General features: G+C 33.4%; 20 protein-coding genes. 12 read left to right on the plus strand and 8 right to left on the minus strand.

The genetic code is table 11. The annotated features are described in order from the left end of the window. Nucleotides 1-56 precede the first annotated feature (56 nt). Together rimK and BSF41_RS17850 are read left to right on the plus strand one after the other, a co-directional pair. Entirely contained in the window at nt 57-1,424 is a 1,368-nt protein-coding gene (gene rimK, locus BSF41_RS17845) for a 30S ribosomal protein S6--L-glutamate ligase (RefSeq protein ID WP_095930862.1), read from the plus strand. 99 nt (nt 1,425-1,523) lie between these two features. Next, on the plus strand, nt 1,524-2,042 hold the full coding sequence (locus tag BSF41_RS17850; protein ID WP_095930863.1) for a DUF421 domain-containing protein: 519 nt from the start codon (nt 1,524-1,526) through the stop codon (nt 2,040-2,042). 13 nt (nt 2,043-2,055) lie between these two features. Here BSF41_RS17850 and BSF41_RS17855 read toward each other — a convergent pair whose 3' ends face one another. The 6 genes from BSF41_RS17855 to hutH form a co-directional block, all read right to left on the minus strand. Further along, nucleotides 2,056-2,463: a hypothetical protein gene (locus BSF41_RS17855; protein ID WP_141248160.1), complete on the minus strand. Its 408-nt coding sequence runs from the start codon at nt 2,461-2,463 to the stop codon at nt 2,056-2,058. Between the two features lie 307 nt (nt 2,464-2,770). Continuing rightward, on the minus strand, nt 2,771-3,403 hold the full coding sequence (locus BSF41_RS17860) for a hypothetical protein (protein ID WP_095930865.1): 633 nt from the start codon (nt 3,401-3,403) through the stop codon (nt 2,771-2,773). A 185-nt stretch (nt 3,404-3,588) separates the two neighbouring features. Next, nucleotides 3,589-3,924: a hypothetical protein gene (locus tag BSF41_RS17865; protein WP_095930866.1), complete on the minus strand. Its 336-nt coding sequence runs from the start codon at nt 3,922-3,924 to the stop codon at nt 3,589-3,591. A 107-nt stretch (nt 3,925-4,031) separates the two neighbouring features. Further along, nucleotides 4,032-5,372: an inorganic phosphate transporter gene (locus BSF41_RS17870; RefSeq protein WP_095930867.1), complete on the minus strand. Its 1,341-nt coding sequence runs from the start codon at nt 5,370-5,372 to the stop codon at nt 4,032-4,034. 30 nt (nt 5,373-5,402) lie between these two features. Continuing rightward, nucleotides 5,403-6,047: a DUF47 domain-containing protein gene (locus tag BSF41_RS17875; RefSeq protein ID WP_008462731.1), complete on the minus strand. Its 645-nt coding sequence runs from the start codon at nt 6,045-6,047 to the stop codon at nt 5,403-5,405. Between the two features lie 49 nt (nt 6,048-6,096). After that, entirely contained in the window at nt 6,097-7,611 is a 1,515-nt protein-coding gene (gene hutH, locus BSF41_RS17880; RefSeq protein ID WP_095930868.1) for a histidine ammonia-lyase, read from the minus strand. Nucleotides 7,612-8,261: 650 nt separating this feature from the next. On the opposite strand from hutH, the gene thrA reads away from it, so the two are divergent. The 5 genes from thrA to BSF41_RS17905 all read left to right on the plus strand — a co-directional run bounded on the left by thrA (nt 8,262) and on the right by BSF41_RS17905 (nt 16,801). Then, the gene (gene thrA, locus BSF41_RS17885) at nt 8,262-10,709 is read left to right on the plus strand and encodes a bifunctional aspartate kinase/homoserine dehydrogenase I (RefSeq protein ID WP_095930869.1); all 2,448 of its coding nucleotides are present in this window, start codon (nt 8,262-8,264) and stop codon (nt 10,707-10,709) included. Nucleotides 10,710-10,859: 150 nt separating this feature from the next. Further along, nucleotides 10,860-11,780 (plus strand): homoserine kinase, encoded by a 921-nt coding sequence (locus BSF41_RS17890; RefSeq protein ID WP_095930870.1) that lies wholly within the window; start codon nt 10,860-10,862, stop codon nt 11,778-11,780. Between the two features lie 442 nt (nt 11,781-12,222). Continuing rightward, nucleotides 12,223-13,512 carry a threonine synthase gene (gene thrC, locus BSF41_RS17895; RefSeq protein WP_095930871.1) on the plus strand — a complete coding sequence of 430 codons (1,290 nt, stop codon included), beginning with the start codon at nt 12,223-12,225 and terminating at the stop codon, nt 13,510-13,512. A gap of 188 nt (nt 13,513-13,700) precedes the next feature. Beyond that, nucleotides 13,701-14,741 carry a HEPN domain-containing protein gene (locus BSF41_RS17900; RefSeq protein WP_095930872.1) on the plus strand — a complete coding sequence of 347 codons (1,041 nt, stop codon included), beginning with the start codon at nt 13,701-13,703 and terminating at the stop codon, nt 14,739-14,741. A gap of 305 nt (nt 14,742-15,046) precedes the next feature. After that, nucleotides 15,047-16,801, plus strand: a complete 1,755-nt coding sequence (locus BSF41_RS17905) for a hypothetical protein (protein WP_095930873.1) — start codon at nt 15,047-15,049, stop codon at nt 16,799-16,801. Between the two features lie 85 nt (nt 16,802-16,886). Here BSF41_RS17905 and BSF41_RS17910 read toward each other — a convergent pair whose 3' ends face one another. Then, nucleotides 16,887-17,276 carry a helix-turn-helix domain-containing protein gene (locus BSF41_RS17910; protein WP_095930874.1) on the minus strand — a complete coding sequence of 130 codons (390 nt, stop codon included), beginning with the start codon at nt 17,274-17,276 and terminating at the stop codon, nt 16,887-16,889. Between the two features lie 136 nt (nt 17,277-17,412). Between BSF41_RS17910 and BSF41_RS17915 the strand changes: the two genes are divergently transcribed. From BSF41_RS17915 to BSF41_RS17930, 4 genes are all read left to right on the plus strand, one after another. Further along, complete coding sequence (locus tag BSF41_RS17915; protein ID WP_095930875.1) at nt 17,413-17,937, plus strand: hypothetical protein; 525 nt, start codon at nt 17,413-17,415, stop codon at nt 17,935-17,937. Further along, a complete protein-coding gene (locus BSF41_RS17920; RefSeq protein WP_095930876.1) occupies nt 17,921-18,154 on the plus strand; it encodes a hypothetical protein in 234 nt (77 codons plus the stop codon). Before BSF41_RS17915 ends, BSF41_RS17920 begins: the two co-directional genes overlap by 17 nt. 233 nt (nt 18,155-18,387) lie before the next feature. Beyond that, on the plus strand, nt 18,388-18,894 hold the full coding sequence (locus BSF41_RS17925) for a GNAT family N-acetyltransferase (RefSeq protein ID WP_095930877.1): 507 nt from the start codon (nt 18,388-18,390) through the stop codon (nt 18,892-18,894). Between the two features lie 257 nt (nt 18,895-19,151). Further along, the gene (locus tag BSF41_RS17930; protein WP_095930878.1) at nt 19,152-19,700 is read left to right on the plus strand and encodes a HutD family protein; all 549 of its coding nucleotides are present in this window, start codon (nt 19,152-19,154) and stop codon (nt 19,698-19,700) included. A 275-nt stretch (nt 19,701-19,975) separates the two neighbouring features. Here the strand turns inward: BSF41_RS17930 and BSF41_RS17935 are convergent, their stop codons facing one another. After that, nucleotides 19,976-20,548 carry a Crp/Fnr family transcriptional regulator gene (locus BSF41_RS17935; RefSeq protein WP_095930879.1) on the minus strand — a complete coding sequence of 191 codons (573 nt, stop codon included), beginning with the start codon at nt 20,546-20,548 and terminating at the stop codon, nt 19,976-19,978. 237 nt (nt 20,549-20,785) lie between these two features. Here BSF41_RS17935 and BSF41_RS17940 point away from each other — a divergent pair, with 237 nt between their 5' ends. Continuing rightward, nucleotides 20,786-21,901: a polysaccharide lyase family 1 protein gene (locus BSF41_RS17940; RefSeq protein WP_095930880.1), complete on the plus strand. Its 1,116-nt coding sequence runs from the start codon at nt 20,786-20,788 to the stop codon at nt 21,899-21,901. The last annotated feature ends 91 nt before the right edge of the window (nt 21,902-21,992 follow it).

A 21,992-nucleotide genomic window follows, 5' to 3' on the forward strand; every position in this document is an offset into this window, starting at 1 on the left:
TTTAGTAAAAGCAAATAGCTATTTTTGAATTTAAATTCTATAATAAAAAACAAAATATGCTTCAAAACAAAGTCATTTTAGGTAGCGAAGAATGGTGCTCATTTCCAGAACTTGGAATCCCGACAATTAAGGCTCGTGTCGATTCTGGTGCCAAAACTTCGGCAATGCACGCTTTAAACATAGCTCCTTTTATAAAAAATGATGCCAATTGGGTTAAATTCGACATTAATCCGATTCAGAATAATATCAAAACCATTATTCATTGTGAAGCGCCTTTGGTTGATAAACGAATTGTAAAAAGTTCGAGCGGATTTAGAGAACATCGTTATGTGATCCAAACCAACTTAAAAATTGGAGATGCCAAATGGCCAATCGAAATGACTTTGACCAATCGCGATTCTATGGGCTTTAGAATGCTTTTAGGACGCGAAGCTATGAGCGGCAGGGTTTTAGTCGATCCCGAGCAAAAATATCTTTTAGGACAGCCAACAGCAGAATCTTTAAAAGAATTGTACCAAAACTCAGAAAAAGCAACTACAGGCCTACGAATTGGTCTTTTAGCTAGCAATCCAGAGCTTTACAGTAATAAAAGAATTATGGAAGCCGGGGAAATGCGCGGGCATGAAATGCATTTCTTAAACATCAAGGAATGCTACATGAAATTGGATGCAAAAAAACCTGAAATTCATTACCGCGGCGGAAAAATCCTAAACGAATTTGATGCTATTATTCCGAGAATTCGCCCAAGTATCACTTTTTATGGTTGCGCCTTGACACGTCAATTTGAAGCTTTAAAAGTCTTTGTTTTAAATTCGGCTACAGCCATAACGCAATCACGAGATAAGCTATATTCTTTACAATTATTACTGAATAGCGGAATCGATATTCCGACTACCGGATTTGCCAATTCTCCGCTTGATACAGACAACTTAATTAAAATGGTTGGCGGATCACCACTAATTGTAAAATTATTAGAAGGAACGCAAGGAAAAGGCGTTGTCTTGGCCGAAACGAAAAAGGCGGCAGAAAGTGTAATCAATGCTTTTAAAAGTTTAAATGCCAATATATTAGTTCAAGAATTTATTAAGGAAGCTAACGGAAAAGATATTCGTTGTTTTGTAATTGACGGAAAAGTCGTTGCCGCAATTCAGCGCGAAGCGATGCCAGGCGAGTTTAGAGCTAATATTCACCTTGGCGGAACTGCATCTGTAATCAAAGTAACTGCCGAAGAGAAAAAAATAGCCATTAAAGCAGCAAAAGCAATGGATTTGAAAGTTGCTGGAGTTGATATTATCCGTTCGTCTAAAGGTCCGTTATTGCTTGAAGTAAACTCTTCTCCAGGTTTGGAAGGAATTGAAGGTGCAACTAATAAAGATGTGGCAGGAGAAATGATTAGAGCTATTGAGAAAAATTTTAAATTATAATTAAGTTCATTTAAACTTAATTTCCCATAAATAATTTAGAAGCTTTGCCGAACTTTAAAACTTGGCAAAGCTTTTTTATTTAACTTTAAAATAAAAAACATGACTTTTCCTTATTTAGATATAATTATTCGGAGTGTTGCCGTTTATTTCTTCATGACAATTGCTTTACGCGTATTCGGCAAAAAAGAACTTTCACAATTAAATACTGCCGATATTATTCTTATTTTATTAATAAGCAACTCTGTTCAGAATGCAATGGTTGGTCCTGACACCAGTCTTATTGGAGGTCTAGTCGCAGCTTTAGTTTTGTTTGCCATAAACTTTGCTATCAAAAAACTGACAAAGAGATTCAAAACCCTCGGCGACTTATTGCTCGACAAACCAGAAATATTAATTCACGACGGTGTGTTAGATTTTAAAACTTTGAGCCGATTAGATGTTTCGCACGAAGAATTAAAAGAAGCTGCGCGTGAACATGGTTTAGAACATTTAACTGATATTAAACTCGCCATGCTTGAAATTGACGGCACCATAAGCATCATTTCTAAAGATCAAAAACACCTTAAACAGACACATTACAAACGCAAGCATAACCATAAAAACCTTCAAAAATTTTAATCGCAAAAAAAAATTATCTTTTATTTTTAAATGAACTTTTTGACTTTCCATAAAAAGATAGAAGTAAATCTTCATTTGCAAACTTTCCATCAAGATCATATTTTGAAGGCGTTTTCACTAAAAGAGTGGTAAAGTTTCCTTCAACATCAATATAAATCTTTTTCATATTATACCTTTCGGATGTTAAAATACAATGGTTAATTGCAAATAACAATTTTCTCCTTGAAGCTTTTTCAATCCCTATCATATCAGTAACTTTTACTATTACCAAGATTGTATCATTTCTTTCTACTGAATAATATTTTAACTTACCTGTATCTATCCCTTTTAAAGACCTGCTAATTGATTCTTTAATGAAATATGAAATTAAATCTGACTCTTCATTTGGACTACTCGTTACCTTCTTTTGATCTACTTGCAAACGAATTCTTCTTATATCATGTTCTTGGCAAGAAAACAATGAAAAAACAATAATTAAGCAATAGAATCTCGAACTTATAATATTTTTTATACTGAACATTCCTTTTGAAATTTGCTGTTGCTCAGAGCTGTTTCAATAACTTTTTCTAATGAAACATACCATGAATAATTGCGCAAATATCAACCTATAGAATACTAACAATGGCTAGTAAAAATTAAAAAAATGTTATTTGAAGACATTTTTTCTAATTAATTCTAATCCAATAAAAAAGCCGATTTCAAATTGAAGTCGGCTTTTTTTTGTCAAATTATTTAGTTGCAAAAATCTTGTATGGAGGATTTATCATTCTTTTACACATCCAGTACAAACAAAAGATCGTGATTATCGCTGTAACAATCAGAAACGGAAGATATCCCACCGTTTTTGATATTTTAACTACAAGAGCAACATACCATTTTACAATTCTTGTACGTGGTGACTCATAATCTTCAAGCTCATAAGCCATCCATGTCAGCAGCCCACCAACAACTGCAACAATCCCTGTCACTATTAAAGGAGAAACCGCAGCGCTAATACGTGTCATTTGCTCTTCTTTTCTAGTTAATCCTAAATTTTCAAAATTTCCTTTAATTAATCTTTCAGCATTTTTTGCAGTTTCCGCATCCTTAAAATCAATTGTTTCATAGCTTGTCCCGGATTCATTTTTCACTCCAAACATGATATGTGAATCAATATCCAGTTCTAACTCATATTCAAAAACAGATTTTACATTTATAATCAATTCAAAATCCGACGGAGCAAATAAGCCATTATTAATTCTCTCGATAGCTGAATCTGCAATCTCTTTCGTAATGTCGCCTATTATGTAATCTGAATAGATTAATACCACATTTTCTTTTTCACCATCAAACATTATTGGCTTTTCAAATACTCTTTCCATTTGCCTTTATGTATTAAAATTTATCATTAAATATTTTTGCAAAGATCTATTTATATGAACATTACATTTACCTGAAAAAGTTTTTAAAATTTCATTTTAAGACATATTTTTAGTACTATCAAATATCAACAACAAAAAAGCCGATCTCAAATTGAAATCGGCTTTATAATATTGTTAGAATGCTATTATCTTATATATGGCCAAATAAATCCATCCGCACTTCCTGTTTTTGACCACACAGTTTCCCAATTGGAAATGATCCATTTTCCGTCTACTAAAATAAAATAAATCGTATCACCAGAACTTTTTTCTGAGCTTACATAATAAACAATTGCGTTATAATTTGCATATTCCAAAACCTTTTTTGATGACATTCCATCTATCATTGAACTAACTTCTTTAGGAATCAAAAATTCTGATTCATGTTTCCAAGTCAAATACTCACATTTTGTAAAAGAATAAAACCAAAAAAGAGTAAAACTAAAAAAAATAATTTTCAATAATTGCTTTATTATTTTCATTCAAAACTTATTTTAAGTAAATTTTATCTTACAAAGATAGTTTTTTGAAACAAAAAAGGATAATCAACTAAAAAGATTATCCTTTATATTCTTTACAAATATTTTAACTAAATAAACACGCTCAGAACAAAGTAAACCAAACCTGCTAATAAAGCCGAAATTGGAATAGTTAAGATCCAAGCCCAGATTAAACTTACCGTAACTCCCCATCTTACAGCAGAAACACGTTTAGTTAATCCAACACCAATGATAGATCCCGTAATGGTGTGCGTTGTACTTACTGGAATTTTTAAGTGTTCTGTAAAGTAAAGTGTCAAAGCACCTGCAGTTTCAGCAGCAACACCTTCAAACGAACTTACTTTAGTGATCTTAGAACCCATTGTTTTAACGATTTTCCATCCACCGCTCAAAGTTCCTGCAGCAATAGCAGAATAACACGCAAGAGGAATCCAACTTGGCATTACACCTTTAATACCTGCGTCATCGTTTGGAAGCACAACATCTAACCAAGCATCCATATGAACTCCTGGATTTGTATTGATATAAACCGCTACAGCAGCAGCGATAATACCCATTACTTTTTGAGAATCGTTTCCTCCGTGACCTAAACTAAATGCCGCAGAAGATAATAACTGCATTTTCTTTAAAGCAGCATCTGCTTGATGAAGATTCAAACTGCTGAATATTAAACAAAATGCGCTTACTGTTAAGATAATGAAGGCTACTAAGAACCATTTAATATTATGAGAATCGAATACAACGCTCCAGAAATGAGATTCGAAACGAGGTTTTCCGTGCTCTAAAATCTCTTCATAAGAAACCATTTGAACGTAAACAAACCAAATAGTTGCAAGCATTAAAGCAACAGTAAAGATTTTTGGTCCGATACTTTTACGTGAAGCATTTAATAACCAAATAGAAATTAAGTAAGATGCAATAACTCCTAAAAGTGGCGCTAATACAATAAAAGCAATAATAATGAGGACTCCCGAGGGCATTCCGCCATCTTTACCAGCCTTATACCAGCTTACAATTTCGTACCAGTAGTGAGTTGCTCCATCTTCTCCAACATAACCAGAGAAACCATGAACGGCAATAGCGTGCGCTACAGCTGCTCCTGCGAAACCTCCAATTAAGGTATGCGAAGAACTTGAAGGGATTCCTAACCACCAAGTCAATAAATTCCAACAGATTGCTGCAATTACTCCGGCTAGGATAACAACAAGGTTAATTTCCATTGTGTGCGCTGTTTTGGCAACAGTATCCGCAACACCAAATCCAAAAACCCAATAAGCCAGAAAGTTAAAAAATGCTGCCCAGACAACCGCCTGAAAAGGTGTCAAAACCTTTGTTGCAACAACAGTCGCTATAGCATTTGCCGCATCATGAAAACCATTGATGTAATCAAAAATTAAGGCTAATACTATAATTAATATAAGTAGCGTCATAAAATTATAACTTCAGATTGAAAAATTGAATTAAGAATGTTTTACAGAAATAGATTCTAGTATGTTCGCAACACTCTTACATTTGTCTGTTGCTGATTCTAAAACAGATAACACCTCTTTATATTTAATGATATTTTTAGCGTCTGTTTCGTTTTCAAAAATTTCAAAAACTGCTTTGTTATATACGTTATCAGACTTGTTTTCTAGTTTGTTGATTCTAGCACAAGCATCTTTAATAACTTTAAAATTTTGTAAGTTTCTCAACTCTTTTACCGCACTGTCAATGTTTTGACAAGCTTCAAGGTTGATTTCTGTCATCTTTCTGATAGATTTTGTAATCTTATCAACCTGATACAATCTCATACGGCTAGATGCACCATGAAGGTAATCGGCAACGTTGTCAATTGAAGTAATTAACGTGTGAATGTCTTCTCTATCAAATGGAGTAATAAAGTTTCTGCTTAACTCAAGGTTAGTCTGACGTGTAATGTCTTCTCCTTTTTGTTCTAATTCGTCAATCTTTTGAAAAAGAATTTCTCTTTCTTTTAATGGTAAATTTACAGCTTCGTGTAAGTTAGAAGCTAATTCAATTAAATTGCTAGAAGCCTCTTCAAAAAGTGGAAAGAATTTTTTGTCTTTCGGCACTAAAAATTGGAAAATACTGTTTATTGACATTGTTTTATTTTTGATAGTGCAAAATTACCTTCAATAACACGTTTCAGTGTTAAGCCATTGTTAACAAATCGTTTTCAATTTGAAAACTCTCAAGGAATAACACCGTGTTTTCTATGTCATTATGTAAGATCCTGTCTTCTTTTACCAAAGGCACAACTTCTCTGTAACTATTTAAGAACATTTCGATAAAATCACTTGATTTTAGAGGCTCTCTGTACGCAATGGCCTGTGACGCATTTAATAATTCAATTGCCAAAATGCGCTCTAAATTATCTAAAACACGTAAGGCTTTTGTTGCTCCATTTGCTCCCATGCTCACGTGATCTTCCTGACCGTTGCTTGAAACAATGCTGTCGATACTCGCTGGAGTTGCCAATTGTTTGTTCTGACTGGCAATACTTGCAGCCGTATATTGCGGAATCATGAAACCTGAATTTAATCCTGGATTATCAACCAAAAATGCTGGAAGATTACGCAATCCTGAAATTAACTGATAGGTTCTTCTTTCTGAAATACTTCCCAATTCGGCCAAAGCAATTGCCATAAAATCTAAAGCTAAAGCTAAAGGCTGTCCGTGGAAATTTCCGCCAGAAATAATCTGATCGGCTTCTATAAATATATTTGGATTATCGGTAACCGAATTGATTTCTGTTTTGAATACTTTGCGAACATAATCGATCGCATCTTTTGAAGCTCCGTGAACCTGTGGCATACAACGGAAAGAATACGGATCTTGAACGTGTTTCTTCTCTTGAGTAATGATTTCGCTTCCGTCCAAAAATTCTGTAATTCTTTGTGCCGTTACGATTTGTCCTTTGTGCGGACGTATATAATGTATCAATTCGTTGAATGGTTCAATTCTTCCATCAAAACCTTCCAAAGAAATGGTTCCGATTAAATCTGCCAAATACGAATATTTATACGCTTTAATTAAAATATGAGCTCCGTAAGCACTCATAAACTGCGTTCCGTTCAGTAAAGCCAAACCTTCTTTGGATTGAAGTACAATCGGTTCCCAGTTGAAATGCTTTAAAACCTCAGCAGAAGCCACTTTTTTTCCTTCAAACAATACAATTCCTTCTCCAATTAAAGGCAAAGACAAATGTGCCAGCGGCGCTAAATCTCCTGAAGCCCCAAGTGAACCTTGCGTATAAATAATAGGCAGAATATCATTATTGTAAAAGTCAACCAGACGTTGCAATGTGATTAACTGAATTCCAGAATGTCCATAGCTTAACGATTGGATTTTAAGCAAAAGCATCATTTTCACAATTTCAGCAGGAACTTCCTCTCCTGTTCCGCAGGCGTGCGACTTTACTAAATTCTCTTGAAGCTTAGATAAGTTTTCATTTGAGATTTTTACACTATATAAAGATCCAAAACCTGTATTGATTCCGTAAATTGGCGCCGTATGCGATGCCATTTTTTTATCTAAATAATCACGGCATTTCTGAACATTTACTTTAGCTTCTTCAGATAATTCAAGTATTTTATTTTGGCTTAAAATTTCTTGTAACGTTTCTAAAGTGATGGTTTCTGAACTTATATAATGGATCTCTCTCATGATGATTTTAAATTTTAAACGCCAAAATTCAACAAATCAATATTAAAAAGCAACATTTTATCACAATAATTAAAATTTCTATAAGAACTCTTAACATACATTTAATTGCTTTTCAAATCAAAATATCCAGCTATATCCCGTTTTTAAGTTCTTTTTGGGCTAAACATCAATCTCTTGCGCGGGTTAAATCTTAAAAAAACGCTGTCCTAAATATATTAAAACATCAATTTAACATCTGCAATTTTAACAAATACTCAATATTGATTTATAGAGATTTGAATTATTAAAATATTCGTAAAAAAGCCTTTTAAGTTTTTAACTCTTATAAAAAGCTGTACTTTTGAAAAATCAAAAATGAAAAGTAACAGCATAAAATATCAATCTACAATTATTACAGCTCAAACGAGAGTTGCAATTGCTGCTACCATTATTTCTACTACAACAACTACTACCCCTTAGGGGTATACATTTTTACATATCATCCTAGGTTACCTATACTTTTTTCTTGAAAGAAGAGAGTTATTGGATACATAAAAAACATTTACAAAGAAAAAAAAATAGTTGCAGTTTTCAGTTTCAGTTCGCAGTTGATAACCTTTGAACATTTGTTACTCAAAATCTTTGCACCTTATTAAAAAATATCAAACAAAATGAAAGTATTAAAATTTGGCGGAACTTCGGTTGCCAATGCTCAAAATATAAAACTCGTTCTCGAAATTGTTAACCAAAAAACAAAACAAGACCAATTAGTCGTTGTAGTTTCTGCCCTGAGCAAAGTGACTGATTTACTGCAATTGGCAGCGGCAAAAGCAGCTGCAAACGACGAAAGCTTTAGAGAAGTGGTTGCCGAAATCGAGAAAAAACACCTTGATACATTAAAAGAACTTATTCCGGTAAGCGAGCAAAGCAGTTTGTTGAGTCATGTAAAAAGAATCATCAACCATTTAGAGACTTTACTAGACGGATGTTTCTTATTAGGTGAATTATCTCCAAGAACTGCCGATACCATTTTGAGTTTTGGAGAATTGCTTTCTTCCTTTATCATTGCTCAGGCATTTCAGCAAACTGAAAAAGATGCGGTTTACAAAGACAGCCGTGAATTGATTAAAACGGATAGTAACTTCGGAAAAGCTGTGGTAAACTTTGAAGTTTCGAATCAGTTAATTCAGGAATATTTCGCTTCGAATAAATCAAAAATAAATATTCTTCCAGGATTTATTGCGCAAACTTTAGACGGAATCACTTCGACTTTAGGGCGCGGCGGATCTGATTATACTGCGGCCATTATCGCGGGAGCAATCGATGCTGAACAACTGGAAATCTGGACTGATGTAAACGGAATGTTTACTGCAAATCCAAAAATTGTAAAACAAGCACAGCCAATTGCAAACATTTCGTATCAGGAAGCGATGGAATTGTCGCATTTTGGTGCAAAAGTGTTGTATCCGCCAACCATTCAGCCTGTTTTAAGAAAAAATATTCCAATTTTAATCAAAAATACTTTTGAGCCAGAAGCTGAGGGAACTTTAATTTCTAGTCATGTTCAATCTAAAGATACTGTCGTTAAAGGAATCAGCCATATCGATCATATTTCGCTTCTTACACTTGAAGGTCCAGGAATGATTGGAGTTGCAGGTTCTTCTAGACGTTTGTTTGAAGTATTGTCTCAAGAAAAAATCAACGTAATTTTTATTACTCAGGCTTCTTCTGAGCATTCAATTTGTATCGGAATCTTGAATTCGGATGCTGATAATGCTGAAATTGCGATTAACAGAGCTTTTGAAATCGAAATTTCGCAGAACAAAATCGATCCTTGTTATGTAGAAAAAGATCTTTGCATTATTGCTTTGGTGGGTGAAAACATGAAAAACCACCAAGGTTTAAGCGGAAGAATGTTCTCTACTTTAGGAAAAAACAACGTAAACATTCGTGCCATTGCGCAAGGTGCTTCTGAGAGAAATATTTCGACTGTAATTAACGAAAGAGATGTTAAAAAAGCATTGAATACTTTACACGAAAACTTCTTTGAAGAAAACACAAAACAGCTGAACCTATTTGTAATGGGAGTTGGAAATGTGGGAGAAAAATTCATCGAACAGATCCACAATCAAAGAAAGTTCTTAAAAGATAATTTAAAGATTAATGTTCGCGTAATTGCTTTATCAAACTCAAGAAAAATGGTATTTGATGAAGACGGAATTTCATTAAAAAATTGGGATGCCGCTTTAAGCGAAGGTGAACCAGCGAGTATTGAAGAATTCATTAAAAAAGCCAAAGAATTGAATTTACGTAACAGTATTTTTGTAGATATTACTGCAAATGCAACGGTTTCTGAAGCTTACGAAAAGTTCTTAAAAGAAAGTATTGCAGTTGTAACTTGCAATAAAATTGCTTGTTCTTCTGCTTACGACAATTATAAAAAATTAAAAAGCTTATCTCGCCAATACAATGCTCCTTTCTTGTTTGAAACGAATGTTGGTGCGGGATTGCCAATTATTGATACAGTAAAAAATCTAATTGCATCTGGAGATAAAGTGCATAAAATTCAAGCGGTTTTATCTGGAAGTTTGAACTTTATTTTCAACAATTTTGACGAAAATAATTCTTTCCACGATGTGGTAAAAGAAGCGGGAGTTCAAGGTTTCACAGAACCAGATCCAAAAATCGACTTAAGCGGAATCGACGTAGCTCGTAAAATCCTGATTCTTATTCGCGAAAGCGGTTACGAAATGGATATTGACGCCATTGCAAACGAATCGTTCCTGCCAGCAGAGTGTTTAGCAACAACAAACAACGAAGACTTTTTCGCATCGTTAATCAAACACGCTGCTCATTTTGAAGGTATTTATAAAGAAGCTTTAGCCAAAGATTCAAGATTGAAATACGTTGCGCAATTCGAAAACGGAAAAGCAAGCGTAGGTCTGCAATTCATTCCAAAAGATCATCCTTTCTACAACCTAGAAGGAAAAGATAATATCGTATTGTTCTACACAGATCGTTACGTAGATCAGCCTTTATTGATCAAAGGAGCCGGTGCAGGAGCAGCAGTAACAGCTTCGGGAATTTTTGCAGATGTAATTAGAATAGGGAATATTTAAAGGTGCTAAGGTTCTAAGATGCTAAGGTTCTGAGTTTTTTTCAAAACTAATCTTAGCCTCTTAGAATCTCGAAACCTTAGAAACTAAAAAATAAAAAGTTGCTATAGAAACCTTAGAATCTTAGCATCTTAGAACCTCAGAACCTTAGAAATGGAAATTAAACTTTTTTGCCCAGCAACTATTGCCAACCTCTCATGCGGATTTGACGTACTCGGACTTTGCTTAGACAATGCGGGCGATGAAATGATTGTTCGAAAAGTCGATCAAAAAGGAGTTCGAATCACTAAAATTGTAGGTGCCGATTTGCCTTTGGAAACCGAGAAAAACGTTTCTGGAGTTGCGGCTTTGGCAATGTTAGAAACTTTAGATGAATTAGATTTTGGATTTGAAATCGAAATTTATAAAAATATAAAAGCCGGAAGCGGAATCGGAAGCAGTGCTGCAAGTTCTGCCGGAGCGGTTTTCGGAATTAATGAATTATTAGGAAGACCGTATTCTCGTAAAGATTTAGTTCAGTTTGCGATGCAGGGCGAAAAATTGGCAAGCGGAAACGCGCATGCCGACAACGTTGCTCCTGCCCTTTTAGGCGGATTTACTTTGGTAAGAAGCTACGCGCCACTTGATATTATTAGAATTGACAGTCCAAAGGAATTGTACGCAACGGTGGTTCACCCGCAAATTGAGTTGAAAACTTCTGACGCGCGTTCGGTTTTAAAACAAAATGTTTCCCTAAAAAGCGCCATCATGCAATGGGGAAATGTCGGCGGATTGGTTGCAGGTCTTTACACCAAAGATTACGAATTAATCGGACGTTCGCTTCACGACGAAATCGTTGAACCTTTAAGAAGTGTTTTAATTCCAGGGTTCGACCAAATTAAACAAACGGCTTACGAAAACGGCGCTTTAGGTTCTGGAATTTCAGGTTCTGGCCCATCAATCTTCGCTTTAAGCCGAGGAAAAGAAACCGCCGACCAAATCGCAAAAGCCATGAGCGACGTTTACGAAAAAATGAATTTACCGTATGAAATTCACGTTTCGAAAATTAATCCTGATGGCGTAAGAATTTTGTAGAAGAGTATTAAGTACAAAGAATTAAGTATTAAGACAAAGTTTGTCAGGCTGAGCCCTTCGTTCCTCAGGATAAACTCCGTCGAAGCCCACGCAAAGTATAGACACAATACATAACCTTGCAGTTTGTCATAACCGCACAGTTTGTCATCCTGAGGAACGAAGGATCACACGAGAAACTCGACAAAGATTGGAATAACGTTACGGAGTTACTTGCGAAGATTTCTCCTCACGTCGAAATGACAAAAATGCTTAAAAATAACTATTGAAATAAAAAAACAATTTAAATAACCACAAAGCTTTGCGAACTCTGCGTTTTCAAAAGAAACCAATTCCTTGCGCTCTTTGCGGTTAAAAACACAAACCATTGGAATTTGGAATTTTAGCATTGGAATTTACTCTCCAAAAAATCTAAAATCTAAAATCTAAAATTTAAAATTTAGAAATGAAATACTACAGTTTAAACCATAATGCCCCAAAAGTTTCTTTTCAAGAAGCTGTTATACAAGGATTAGCAACTGACAAAGGATTATATTTCCCAGAAAGCATAACACCGCTTGATCCTTCATTTTTTGATAAAATCGAAAGTTTAAGCCATGAAGAAATTGCTTTTGAATCGATTAAACAATTTGTTGGCGACGAAATTCCAGCAGAAAAACTAAAAGAAATCATTGCCGAAACTTTAGTTTTTGATTTTCCAGTTGTGAAAGTCGAAGACGGAATCTATTCATTAGAATTATTTCACGGTCCAACAATGGCTTTTAAAGACGTTGGAGCACGATTTATGTCACGTTGTTTGGGTTATTTTAATAAAGATAAAAAAGACGCTAAAAACACCGTTTTAGTAGCGACTTCTGGAGATACAGGCGGAGCTGTTGCAAGCGGATTTCTTGGCGTTGACGGCGTTGATGTTGTCATTTTATATCCGTCAGGAAAAGTGAGCGATATTCAGGAAAAACAATTGACTACTTTAGGACAAAACATTAAAGCACTAGAAGTTGACGGTGTTTTTGACGATTGTCAGGATATGGTGAAAAAAGCATTTTTAGATGAAACTTTGGCACATAAAAACCTGACTTCTGCAAACTCGATTAATATTGCGCGCTGGTTACCGCAAATGTTTTATTTCTTCTTTGCTTACAAAGCATTGAAAAACCAAAATAAACCTTTAGTTTTTTCTTGCCCAAGTGGAAACTTCGGAAATATCTGTGCCGGAATTATGGCAAAGAAATTAGGCTTGCCAATTGAGCATTTTGTAGCATCTACAAACGTAAACGACACAGTGCCAAGATTCTTAGAAAACGGAAAATACGACCCAAAACCTTCTAAAGCAACAATCTCTAACGCCATGGACGTTGGAAACCCAAGTAACTTTATTAGAATTCAGGAATTGTACAATAATGATTTAAAAGCTTTCGAAAAAGACTTTTCTTCTTATAGTTATACTGACGAAGAAACACTTGAAGCGCTAAAGAAAATCTACAAAACAGACGGTTATATTGCTGAACCACACGGCGCTGTTGGTTATTTAGGTTTGAAAAAAGAATTGGAGAAACATAACAACGCAATTGGTATTTTCTTAGAAACGGCACATCCTATTAAATTCTTAGATGTTGTTGAACCTGCTTTAGGAATTACGCTTCCTATTCCTGCTCAAATTGAGAGTGTTATTAATGAGGAAAAAGTTAGCGTGAAGATTGGGACTTATGAGGAGTTGAAAGCATTCTTGGGGTAAATACTAACGCACTTGTGAAATTTAAAAGCCACAAATTACACTAATTTCGTTAGAGTAATTTGTGGCTTTTTTGCTATATTTAAAAAATAATCACATAAAGATTACAGCTTTATATAATAAATATGCTTTAAAAAAATTAAAATTTCATTTTAGAGGTCATCTAACAAAACTAAAAAAAATTCAAGCAAATGAGTTTAGAAATCACATTGTATACTAAATCCTCAACCAAAAGTTCGCTTATAAAATTTTTAATTGGAGAAGGTTTTCAAAAAACAAAGCATTTTCTTGAAGAAATGAATACTAGCGATCAACTACATTATATGTGGTATAGCCTAAATGATTATGAATCAGTTTCTGGAGTTGAAGCTACCGTCTATAAATTATCTGCTGAAGAAAGAAAACAAAATAAATGCGCTGAGTGGATTTTACATACAAGAACAAGAAGTGTAGGCAGTTATGAAGACAAACAAAAACAAAATTTAATAATTAAAAAAGCTAGACAGCAGTTTGAAGGTACATTTTACAATGATTGGTATGGTACCAACAAATACACTAATCTTAAAGATTACAAAAAATTCAGTCCTTTAGAAAAAGGAATTTCAATTGTAGCTAGTAATTCATTGGAAAAATTAGACCAAATTAATAATTGTTTAAATAGTTATAAAAATGAGCTCACTGAAAGCATATTTAACATTCCAAATCAAAACATTAAAAGTTTGTTTGTTACAAAAGATCCAAGCATAATACTTTATAATAGTTTGATGCCTTTTTTAGTATCCGTTCTTGAATATTTTTTTGGCCAATGTTTTGTACATTTTATAAAATATGAAGAAAACTCTAAAATATTATTAGTTGAAGAAAAGATAAAAATTGGAGTTCCTGAGGTTCTACAAATTCTTGAACAAAAATCATCACTTGAGCAAATAATAATGGAAAGTTATAATTTTCAAAATTTAGAATCAATTAACAAAGCTTATAAAAAATATATTGGAATTGATGTTTTTGCAATCTTAAGCAAAAAAAAGAAAGTCAATAATAAAGTTTTTAGAATACTTTTAAAACTTCAAGAAATTTTACAGGCTAGACATAAATTTGTTCATGAGTTAGATATTAATTACGATCTGACAAAGCAAGACTATTTTAACTATATTACCACTGTCGAGAATGTAATAAAGCTAACTGTAGAATCATTTATTAAAACAAAAAAATTAAACATTACAATTGATTAATAACCAGCTAGCGCGAGTGTCCGCTAATGAATAAAACGAGTGTAAAGATTAAGACTTATGATGAGTTGAAGAGTTTCTTTGTGTAAAAACATATGATAAATTATGAAAGCGAGTAAAAAAATTTTACTCGCTTTTTTTATAATCCAAAAAATTATTTTTGAATTTACAAATAAAATATATGGAGTACGGAAATCCGTAAAAATTAGCAGTAGAAAATAAATATATTTGAGAAATTGAAAACCAAAAAATAATTTCACACATATAGAAATTATACTTCATGTTATGAACAATACAACACACTTCTAATGAATATAAAAACGATAGAAATAACCAACATCAAGGGTATTGGACATAAATTGTTTACCCTTGACCTTGTTCCAAATAGACCCAACATACTAGTTGCTCCAAACGGTTTTGGAAAAAGCTCATTTGCTATTGGTTTTGATTCTTTAAGAAGTAACAGAATAGAATTAGACGACAAACACTACTATTTAAAAGATTCTCGTAATAGACCTAATTTGACTCTTACATTAACAACAGGAGAAATTCTAGTAGCGGATGATACACAAAATACAATTTCGAGCTATTTTGATGTATTTGTAATAAACAATCAGACCGAACCAAAATCAGTTGTTCAATCATTTGGAGGGAGAACTTTTGCCAAAACATCACTTGACATAATGCCAACCACTTTAGTTCAAACAATACCAGCAAAAATTCCTTTTGACTACCATTCTGCAACTATAAAATCAAATTTTGGAACAAATGGTGGCAAAGTTTTAAATAATATTTCAAATTTATTTAAGTGTGGACAATTGTTTTCTAGAATTGAAAATGAAATTGATTTTACTCGATTTGCACTGAGAGGATATCAACAAACTTTTAATCACTCGCTCCCTGAAATAAACAAACAAATCGGAACAACTATAGCTATCAAAAGATGGATTCAAACAAACATTTTACAGTCATTTAGAGATTTAGAAGAGTTCAAAAAACTTGCCGATATAATTCATTCATTTGGATTTGACGAAGTAAAAGATGAAGTAGACACCTATTTTACAGCACTTCAAATCATAATTGTAAAAGAAAATATGGGAGCTAATTTCAAAAAAGCCTGTAAATATTTGTACTATCTTGATGAAAAAGATGATTGTACCAAAACAATAGAATCTTTTAATCCAGTTAAAGATAGATTTGACATAAAACCAAGAGTTGAAGGCAATAGTCTAATAGTTAAATGGCCAAAAGCTCATGAAATATCTAATGGTCAAAGAGATATTTTAACATTCATTGCCATGCTTTTAAAATCTAGAAGAAATTTTAAGAAAAAAGATTGCATTCTTGTTATCGACGAGATATTTGATTATATGGATGATGCGAACTTAATAACTTTTCAATATTATGTTTCAACTTTCATCGACGAAATGAAAAGAAAAAAACATAGGATTTTCCCTGTATTACTTACTCATCTTGATCCTTTGTTTTTTAACCATTTCTGTTTTAACGATACAAAGATTAAAGTCAATTATCTGAAAGAAGCAAATATAAAATCCAATCAGAATATTTTAAAAATTATTTATAAAAGGGAAGATCCAAGCATCAAAAATATGGTCGATGCTTACTACTTCCATTATAATCCCGTAATTACGACAGTAGACTTAACAAATGAGTTCAAAATACTTAAACTAAATACAGATTGGGCGAAACCAGATAAATTCTTTCAAAAAGTATGGCGAGAAGTCCGCCGATATTTATTTGAAACTGATGCTTTTGATCCTTTAGCAATCTGTTTTGGTGTTAGAGTTAAAATAGAAAATCTCGTTTATGATTTAATTCCAGATCAACCTAATAAAATAAAATTTATACAAACAAACGGAACAAAAAACAAACTTCATTTCGCTCAAAGTATTGGAATTCATATTCCTGAGACATATTTCTTATTAGGCATAATTTACAACACCTCTTTACATTTAGCTGAAGGTCAAGACATTTCAAAACCACTTGGATTAAAACTTGAAAACGGAACAATTAAGCAAATGATAAAAAATATATTCATTTAACAACAAAAAAAGAACAACCTTAAAAAACAAAAAAAGAGACCTCATCAAAGGTCTCTTTTCAATTTAATATATCTTAAAAAAACGGTTACTTCCCATTCAATAACTTCTCTAAATACTCAACTTTATCTTTTTCAGCTTGCACCAAACGTTCGTAAAGTTCAACAACTTTATCTAATGGATTAAAAGTACAACCGTAATTACCTGTAGTAATAGCACCGTGGTCTTGAAAAGTATTTCCAATAATATTAAATACCGCTTCTTCTGAAAAGTTCTTAATTGCTTCAACAGAAACTCCAAGAGCTTTTGCGATCTCAATTAGTTTTTGTTCGTCTACAGTTTCGCTGTTTTCAATAGCCGAAATCGTCTGCTGATTTGTTCCTATAGCCTGTGCCAGTGCTTCCTGTTTCATATCTTTAAGCTCTCTGATACGGCTTATATTTCTGCCGATATGTTTTGGTTTTGTTGCTGTACTCATAATTCAAAGATATTTAAAATTCTTAAACGAAAATAAATTTCCGTAAAAAACAAAGCTGTTTTTGTAAGATACTTTTTTCATAATTTATATATTCGCAAGCTCGAGAGTAATTACCAATTATTAATCTTATCGTAAAATGGCTGTTTGGCAATATCTTTTAATCGTAGTTCCTGAAGATTCTATTGATAGTAATTACGAATGCATTTTTCAGAATAACAAAACAGAATTTTTACCAGAGACTGATGTTTTTTGGAAAAATTTTGATGGTAACATTCCTTCAATCATTTCCGAACTTGATCAAATTATCCCTAAAGCTAATTGGGGAAATGAGACTTATTTAAACTGGAAAGGAAGTGGACAAAATGAAGAAGATAATGATGCTTGTATTTGTTTAAGCGATGATAAATCAAAAATTGAAAGTTTTCAATTTCGAATTGATTTAAGAAAAGCTTCCAATATTACTGACGTTTTGCAATCTATTTTAAATCTTTGCAAAAAAAATCACTTCATTTTAATTGACTTAAAGGGAGAAATTTTTCAACCAAATTTAGAGGATATTTTCAAAAGTATTAAAGCCTCAAATGCTGCAAGATTTTTAAATGATCCAATACAATTTTTTGAAGATTTAAGTAAAAATAGTTCAGATGAAACCAGAGCATAAACTTATCCTTGAGTTACTAGAATCTTATTTGGAAAAGAATCCAAGTCAGAGATTTGGACAGGCATTGTTCAATCTTAATATTAATGAATTTAAGAAAACTACAGACCCAAGAAATCCGAATTATAATATAAGAGATATTCATGGCGACAATGATTTAGATATTATTGAACGAATCAAAAATCGTTTAGATTTGATTGAATCACAGAAAAATAATTAGTTCTCTCACGTTATCAAATGCGCACAATATTGAAATCAATTGCCTCCAGCTTTAGCTGGAGGTATTGTTTGGCAGAATAAAAGGCTTTAGCCAAAAACGCAAAAGATTAGGCTAAAGCCCTTTTCTACTATAACTTTGTTTCTCCAGCTAAAGCTGGAGGCAATTCAATTTTATCTTTTGCTAAAACAAAATTTAAATTCAAAAACTTAAAAAAAATATATCATAATATTATCATGATTACCCAAGCTACATTACAAGACATTCCAGCATTAACAACCTTAATAAATTCAGCATACAGAGGCGAAACCTCAAAAAAAGGCTGGACAACCGAAGCGCATTTACTAGAAGGAAAAAGAACCGACGAACAAGAAATGACCGAAATCTTTCTTGATCCAAAAAATACGATTCTGAAATTTACCGAGAATGACAAAATTATTGGTTCGGTTTTATTGGTTGAAAAAGGTCATCAATTGTATTTAGGAATGCTAACCGTTTCGCCAGAACTTCAAAACAGCGGCATCGGGAAAAAACTTTTAGCAGAAGCCGAAAATCAAGCAAAATTTTTGGGATTATCGAGTATCATCATGACAGTTATTTCGGTTCGTGAAGAGCTTGTGGCGTGGTACAAACGTCATGGTTATGTAGACACTGGAAAACGTGAGGCTTTTCCTGAGAGTGAAATTCATACTACTGTTTCTGCTGAACCTTTGGAGTTTATTTATTTGGAGAAAGTGTTGTAGGGTTATACTACAAAGATTCGCAAAGAACTACGCAGAGATTCGCTGAGTTTTTTAAATCTCGCAATCCCGATAGCTATCGGGAGCAGAGACGCAAAGTTTTTTTTATAAAGCTTCTATACGGTTTGTCTTCCTGAGCGAAGTCGAAGGATCGCCAAGCTATTCAGCAAAGTTTTTTTTCTTTGTCGAGCTACTTATAATCCTTCGACTTCGCTCAGGAGGACAAAAAAAGAGAATAAAATTTTTAAAATATTCAATAAATGAACGTACAGCATTTCTCTAAAAAAAATACTAAACCCTCTATTTGGAGTGGCGGATTGACATATGAATATATGATCTTTCCAAAAACTGCCATTTATGCCGATAGAGATTTTGGTTTTAGAATAAGCAATGCTACAATAGAGGAAGTGCCTTCAGAGTTTACCAAATTTAAAGGCTATTATCGATATCTGGTTATGCTCGATAATGTCTTAAATGTTGAGATAAACAAAGAAAAAAAGGTATACGAGCAATATGAAATCATGAAATTTAACTCCGATGATAATGTGACTTCTTATACAAAAGTCATTGATTTCAATTGGATGGTTTCTGAAAAAATATCCCATCATAAACTGGAAATATCCAATAGTAATCAGAATTGTAATGCTGAAGTAGTAATTATATTTTCTTTATATACAACAGTTATTACAATTAATGAAAAGCCGTACCATTTAGAACCTTATGATGTATTGGTTATTGAAAATGAAGAAAAGGAAAATGTAATGCTTCATTTTTCTACTGAATGTCTTTTTGGAGTGTTGAATTTTTAATACTTGCCACGAAGGCACAAAGGCGGGAAGTTTTTTTAATCGCGCAATTCTGATAGCTATTAAGAGCAGAGGCGCAAAGATTTTTCACGCAGATTTTGCAGATTTAAAATAGATCATTTATTAAATTAAATCTGCCTAAATCTGCAAAATCTGCGTGAAACAAAAATCATTTTAATCTCTTTAATCTGTGGCAAATACCTAGACGCACCGCAGTTCGCCTCTACAGAAAAACCTTTGTCACTTTGTTACTCTGCACCTTTGAACCTAAAAAAAAATCAAGAAACCGCTCTTTTTATCTTCGAAAGAAACTCGTGCGAAACGCCCAAATACGACGAAAGATTCTTATTATTTATAGAACTTACCTTTTGCGGATAACGCTCTTTAAAATCCAAATAACGCTGTTTTGAGGTTTTATGGAGCACATCTAAAAGCCGCTGCTGAATGGCAACATTGGCACGTTCAATCATCAGGACATGAAACTTAATGAGTTTCGGAATTACAGCAAACAAATACGCTTTTTGCATTTTATTGATGACCACTATTTCACTGTCTTCAATGGCTTTAATGTTGTACGTTGTGGGCTTTTGGTGGTAGAAACTTTCTAGATCACACATCCATTCGTTTTCGAAAGAGAAGAAAATAACCGTTTCGGTTCCGTTTTCGTTTAGAATGTAGGTTTTAAATGATCCTTTTAAAATAAATCCCTCATAACTATTATGAGAATTTTGAATCTGCAAAAACTGATTCTTTTTCAGCTTTATCAATTCGGCTTTAGAGACAATAATATCCCATTCTTCATCCGTGAGCGGAATTTTCCTTTCAATGTTTTTTCTTAGTAGGTTGTACATTTTTTTGTGGTTTTTGTTTAAGGAATAAGTTTGTTATCGCTTCATCATTAATTAGGGGCTTAACCAATGTAATCGATTACGTAAAAATACGCTATTTGTACATTTTTGTAAATTTACAAGTGTTAAAAAAACACATTTCGTAGATTTTTTTGTAAAAGTTTGAACTTGTTCAACTTTTTTCCTACAAATAATACTGAGTTTTGCGCTGTTAAACTTTTTTAAATAACCAAACTTATTATGAACTTAAAATCAAAACTTTCAATGTTCGCTGCAGCATTGATTTTCGGATTTACAGCATGTAATTCTGAAGAAATTGCTTCAAACACAGAAGCAGGGATTCAAAGCAATGAAACAACCGTTGAAACAGCTGCAACCAACCCAACGGGTAAAATTGGAAACTGCGCTGAGGTTCCAGGATGGGCTTCTCAAAACGGAGGCACAACAGGTGGTGGCTCTGCTGCCGAAACTACAGTTACGACTTACGCTCAGTTGAAATCGGCTATTGAGAACACTTCTGTAAAAGTGATTAAAGTCTCTGGAACCATTACAATTACAACAAGATTGTCTTTTCAAGATCAAACAGGAAAAACAATTTATGGAGTAAGTGGAGCAAAATTGGTTTCGACGAATCAAACCAAAGATGGTTCTGGAATCATCAATATTAAAAGATGTAAAAACATCATCATCAGAAACTTGATTTTTGAAGGTCCAGGCGCTTATGACACTGATGGATGGGATAATGCAATTCTTGACGAATGTACAAACGTTTGGGTAGATCACTGCGAATTTAGAGATGGTGTTGATGGAAACTTCGACATCAAAAACAAATCAGATTATATCTCGGTTACGTATTCTAAATTCCACTACCTAAAACCTCCAAAAGCAGGTGGATCTGGTGGATCAGATGATCATAGATATTCAAACTTAATTGGTTCTAGCGATGGTGCAACTGCTGATCGCGGTAAATTGAGAATTACTTTTGCAAGATGCTGGTGGGCTTCAGGCTGTAAAGAAAGAATGCCAAGAGTTCGTTTTGGAAAAGTACATATTGTAAACAGTTTATTTAACAGCACCGTAAGCAACAAATGTGTTGCAGCAGGTTTTGAAGCTGATATTCGCGTAGAAAGCAATGTTTTTGAAGGTGTAAAAAATCCAATCGATTTAATGTCAGGCTATACTGCCGTTACTTCTACTGATAACGTATTTACAAATGTAACAGGAACTCAGGCTGGAAGCGGTACTGCTTTTACTCCGCCTTACTCCATCGTAAAATTGGCTAAAACTGCGGTTAAAGCTGATATTTCTGCAAATGCAGGACCTACTTTAGGTGGGAATGTTTGTGGCTCTTTTTAAATTGAATTAGAATAAAAAGTAAGTTAGTTTTTAGTTAGAACCACGGATTGCATTTCGATGTAGTTCGTGGTTTTTTATTTATTTACCACGA

The sequence above is a fragment of the Flavobacterium sp. ACN2 genome, from assembly GCF_002303885.1.
Taxonomy (GTDB): Bacteria; Bacteroidota; Bacteroidia; order Flavobacteriales; family Flavobacteriaceae; genus Flavobacterium.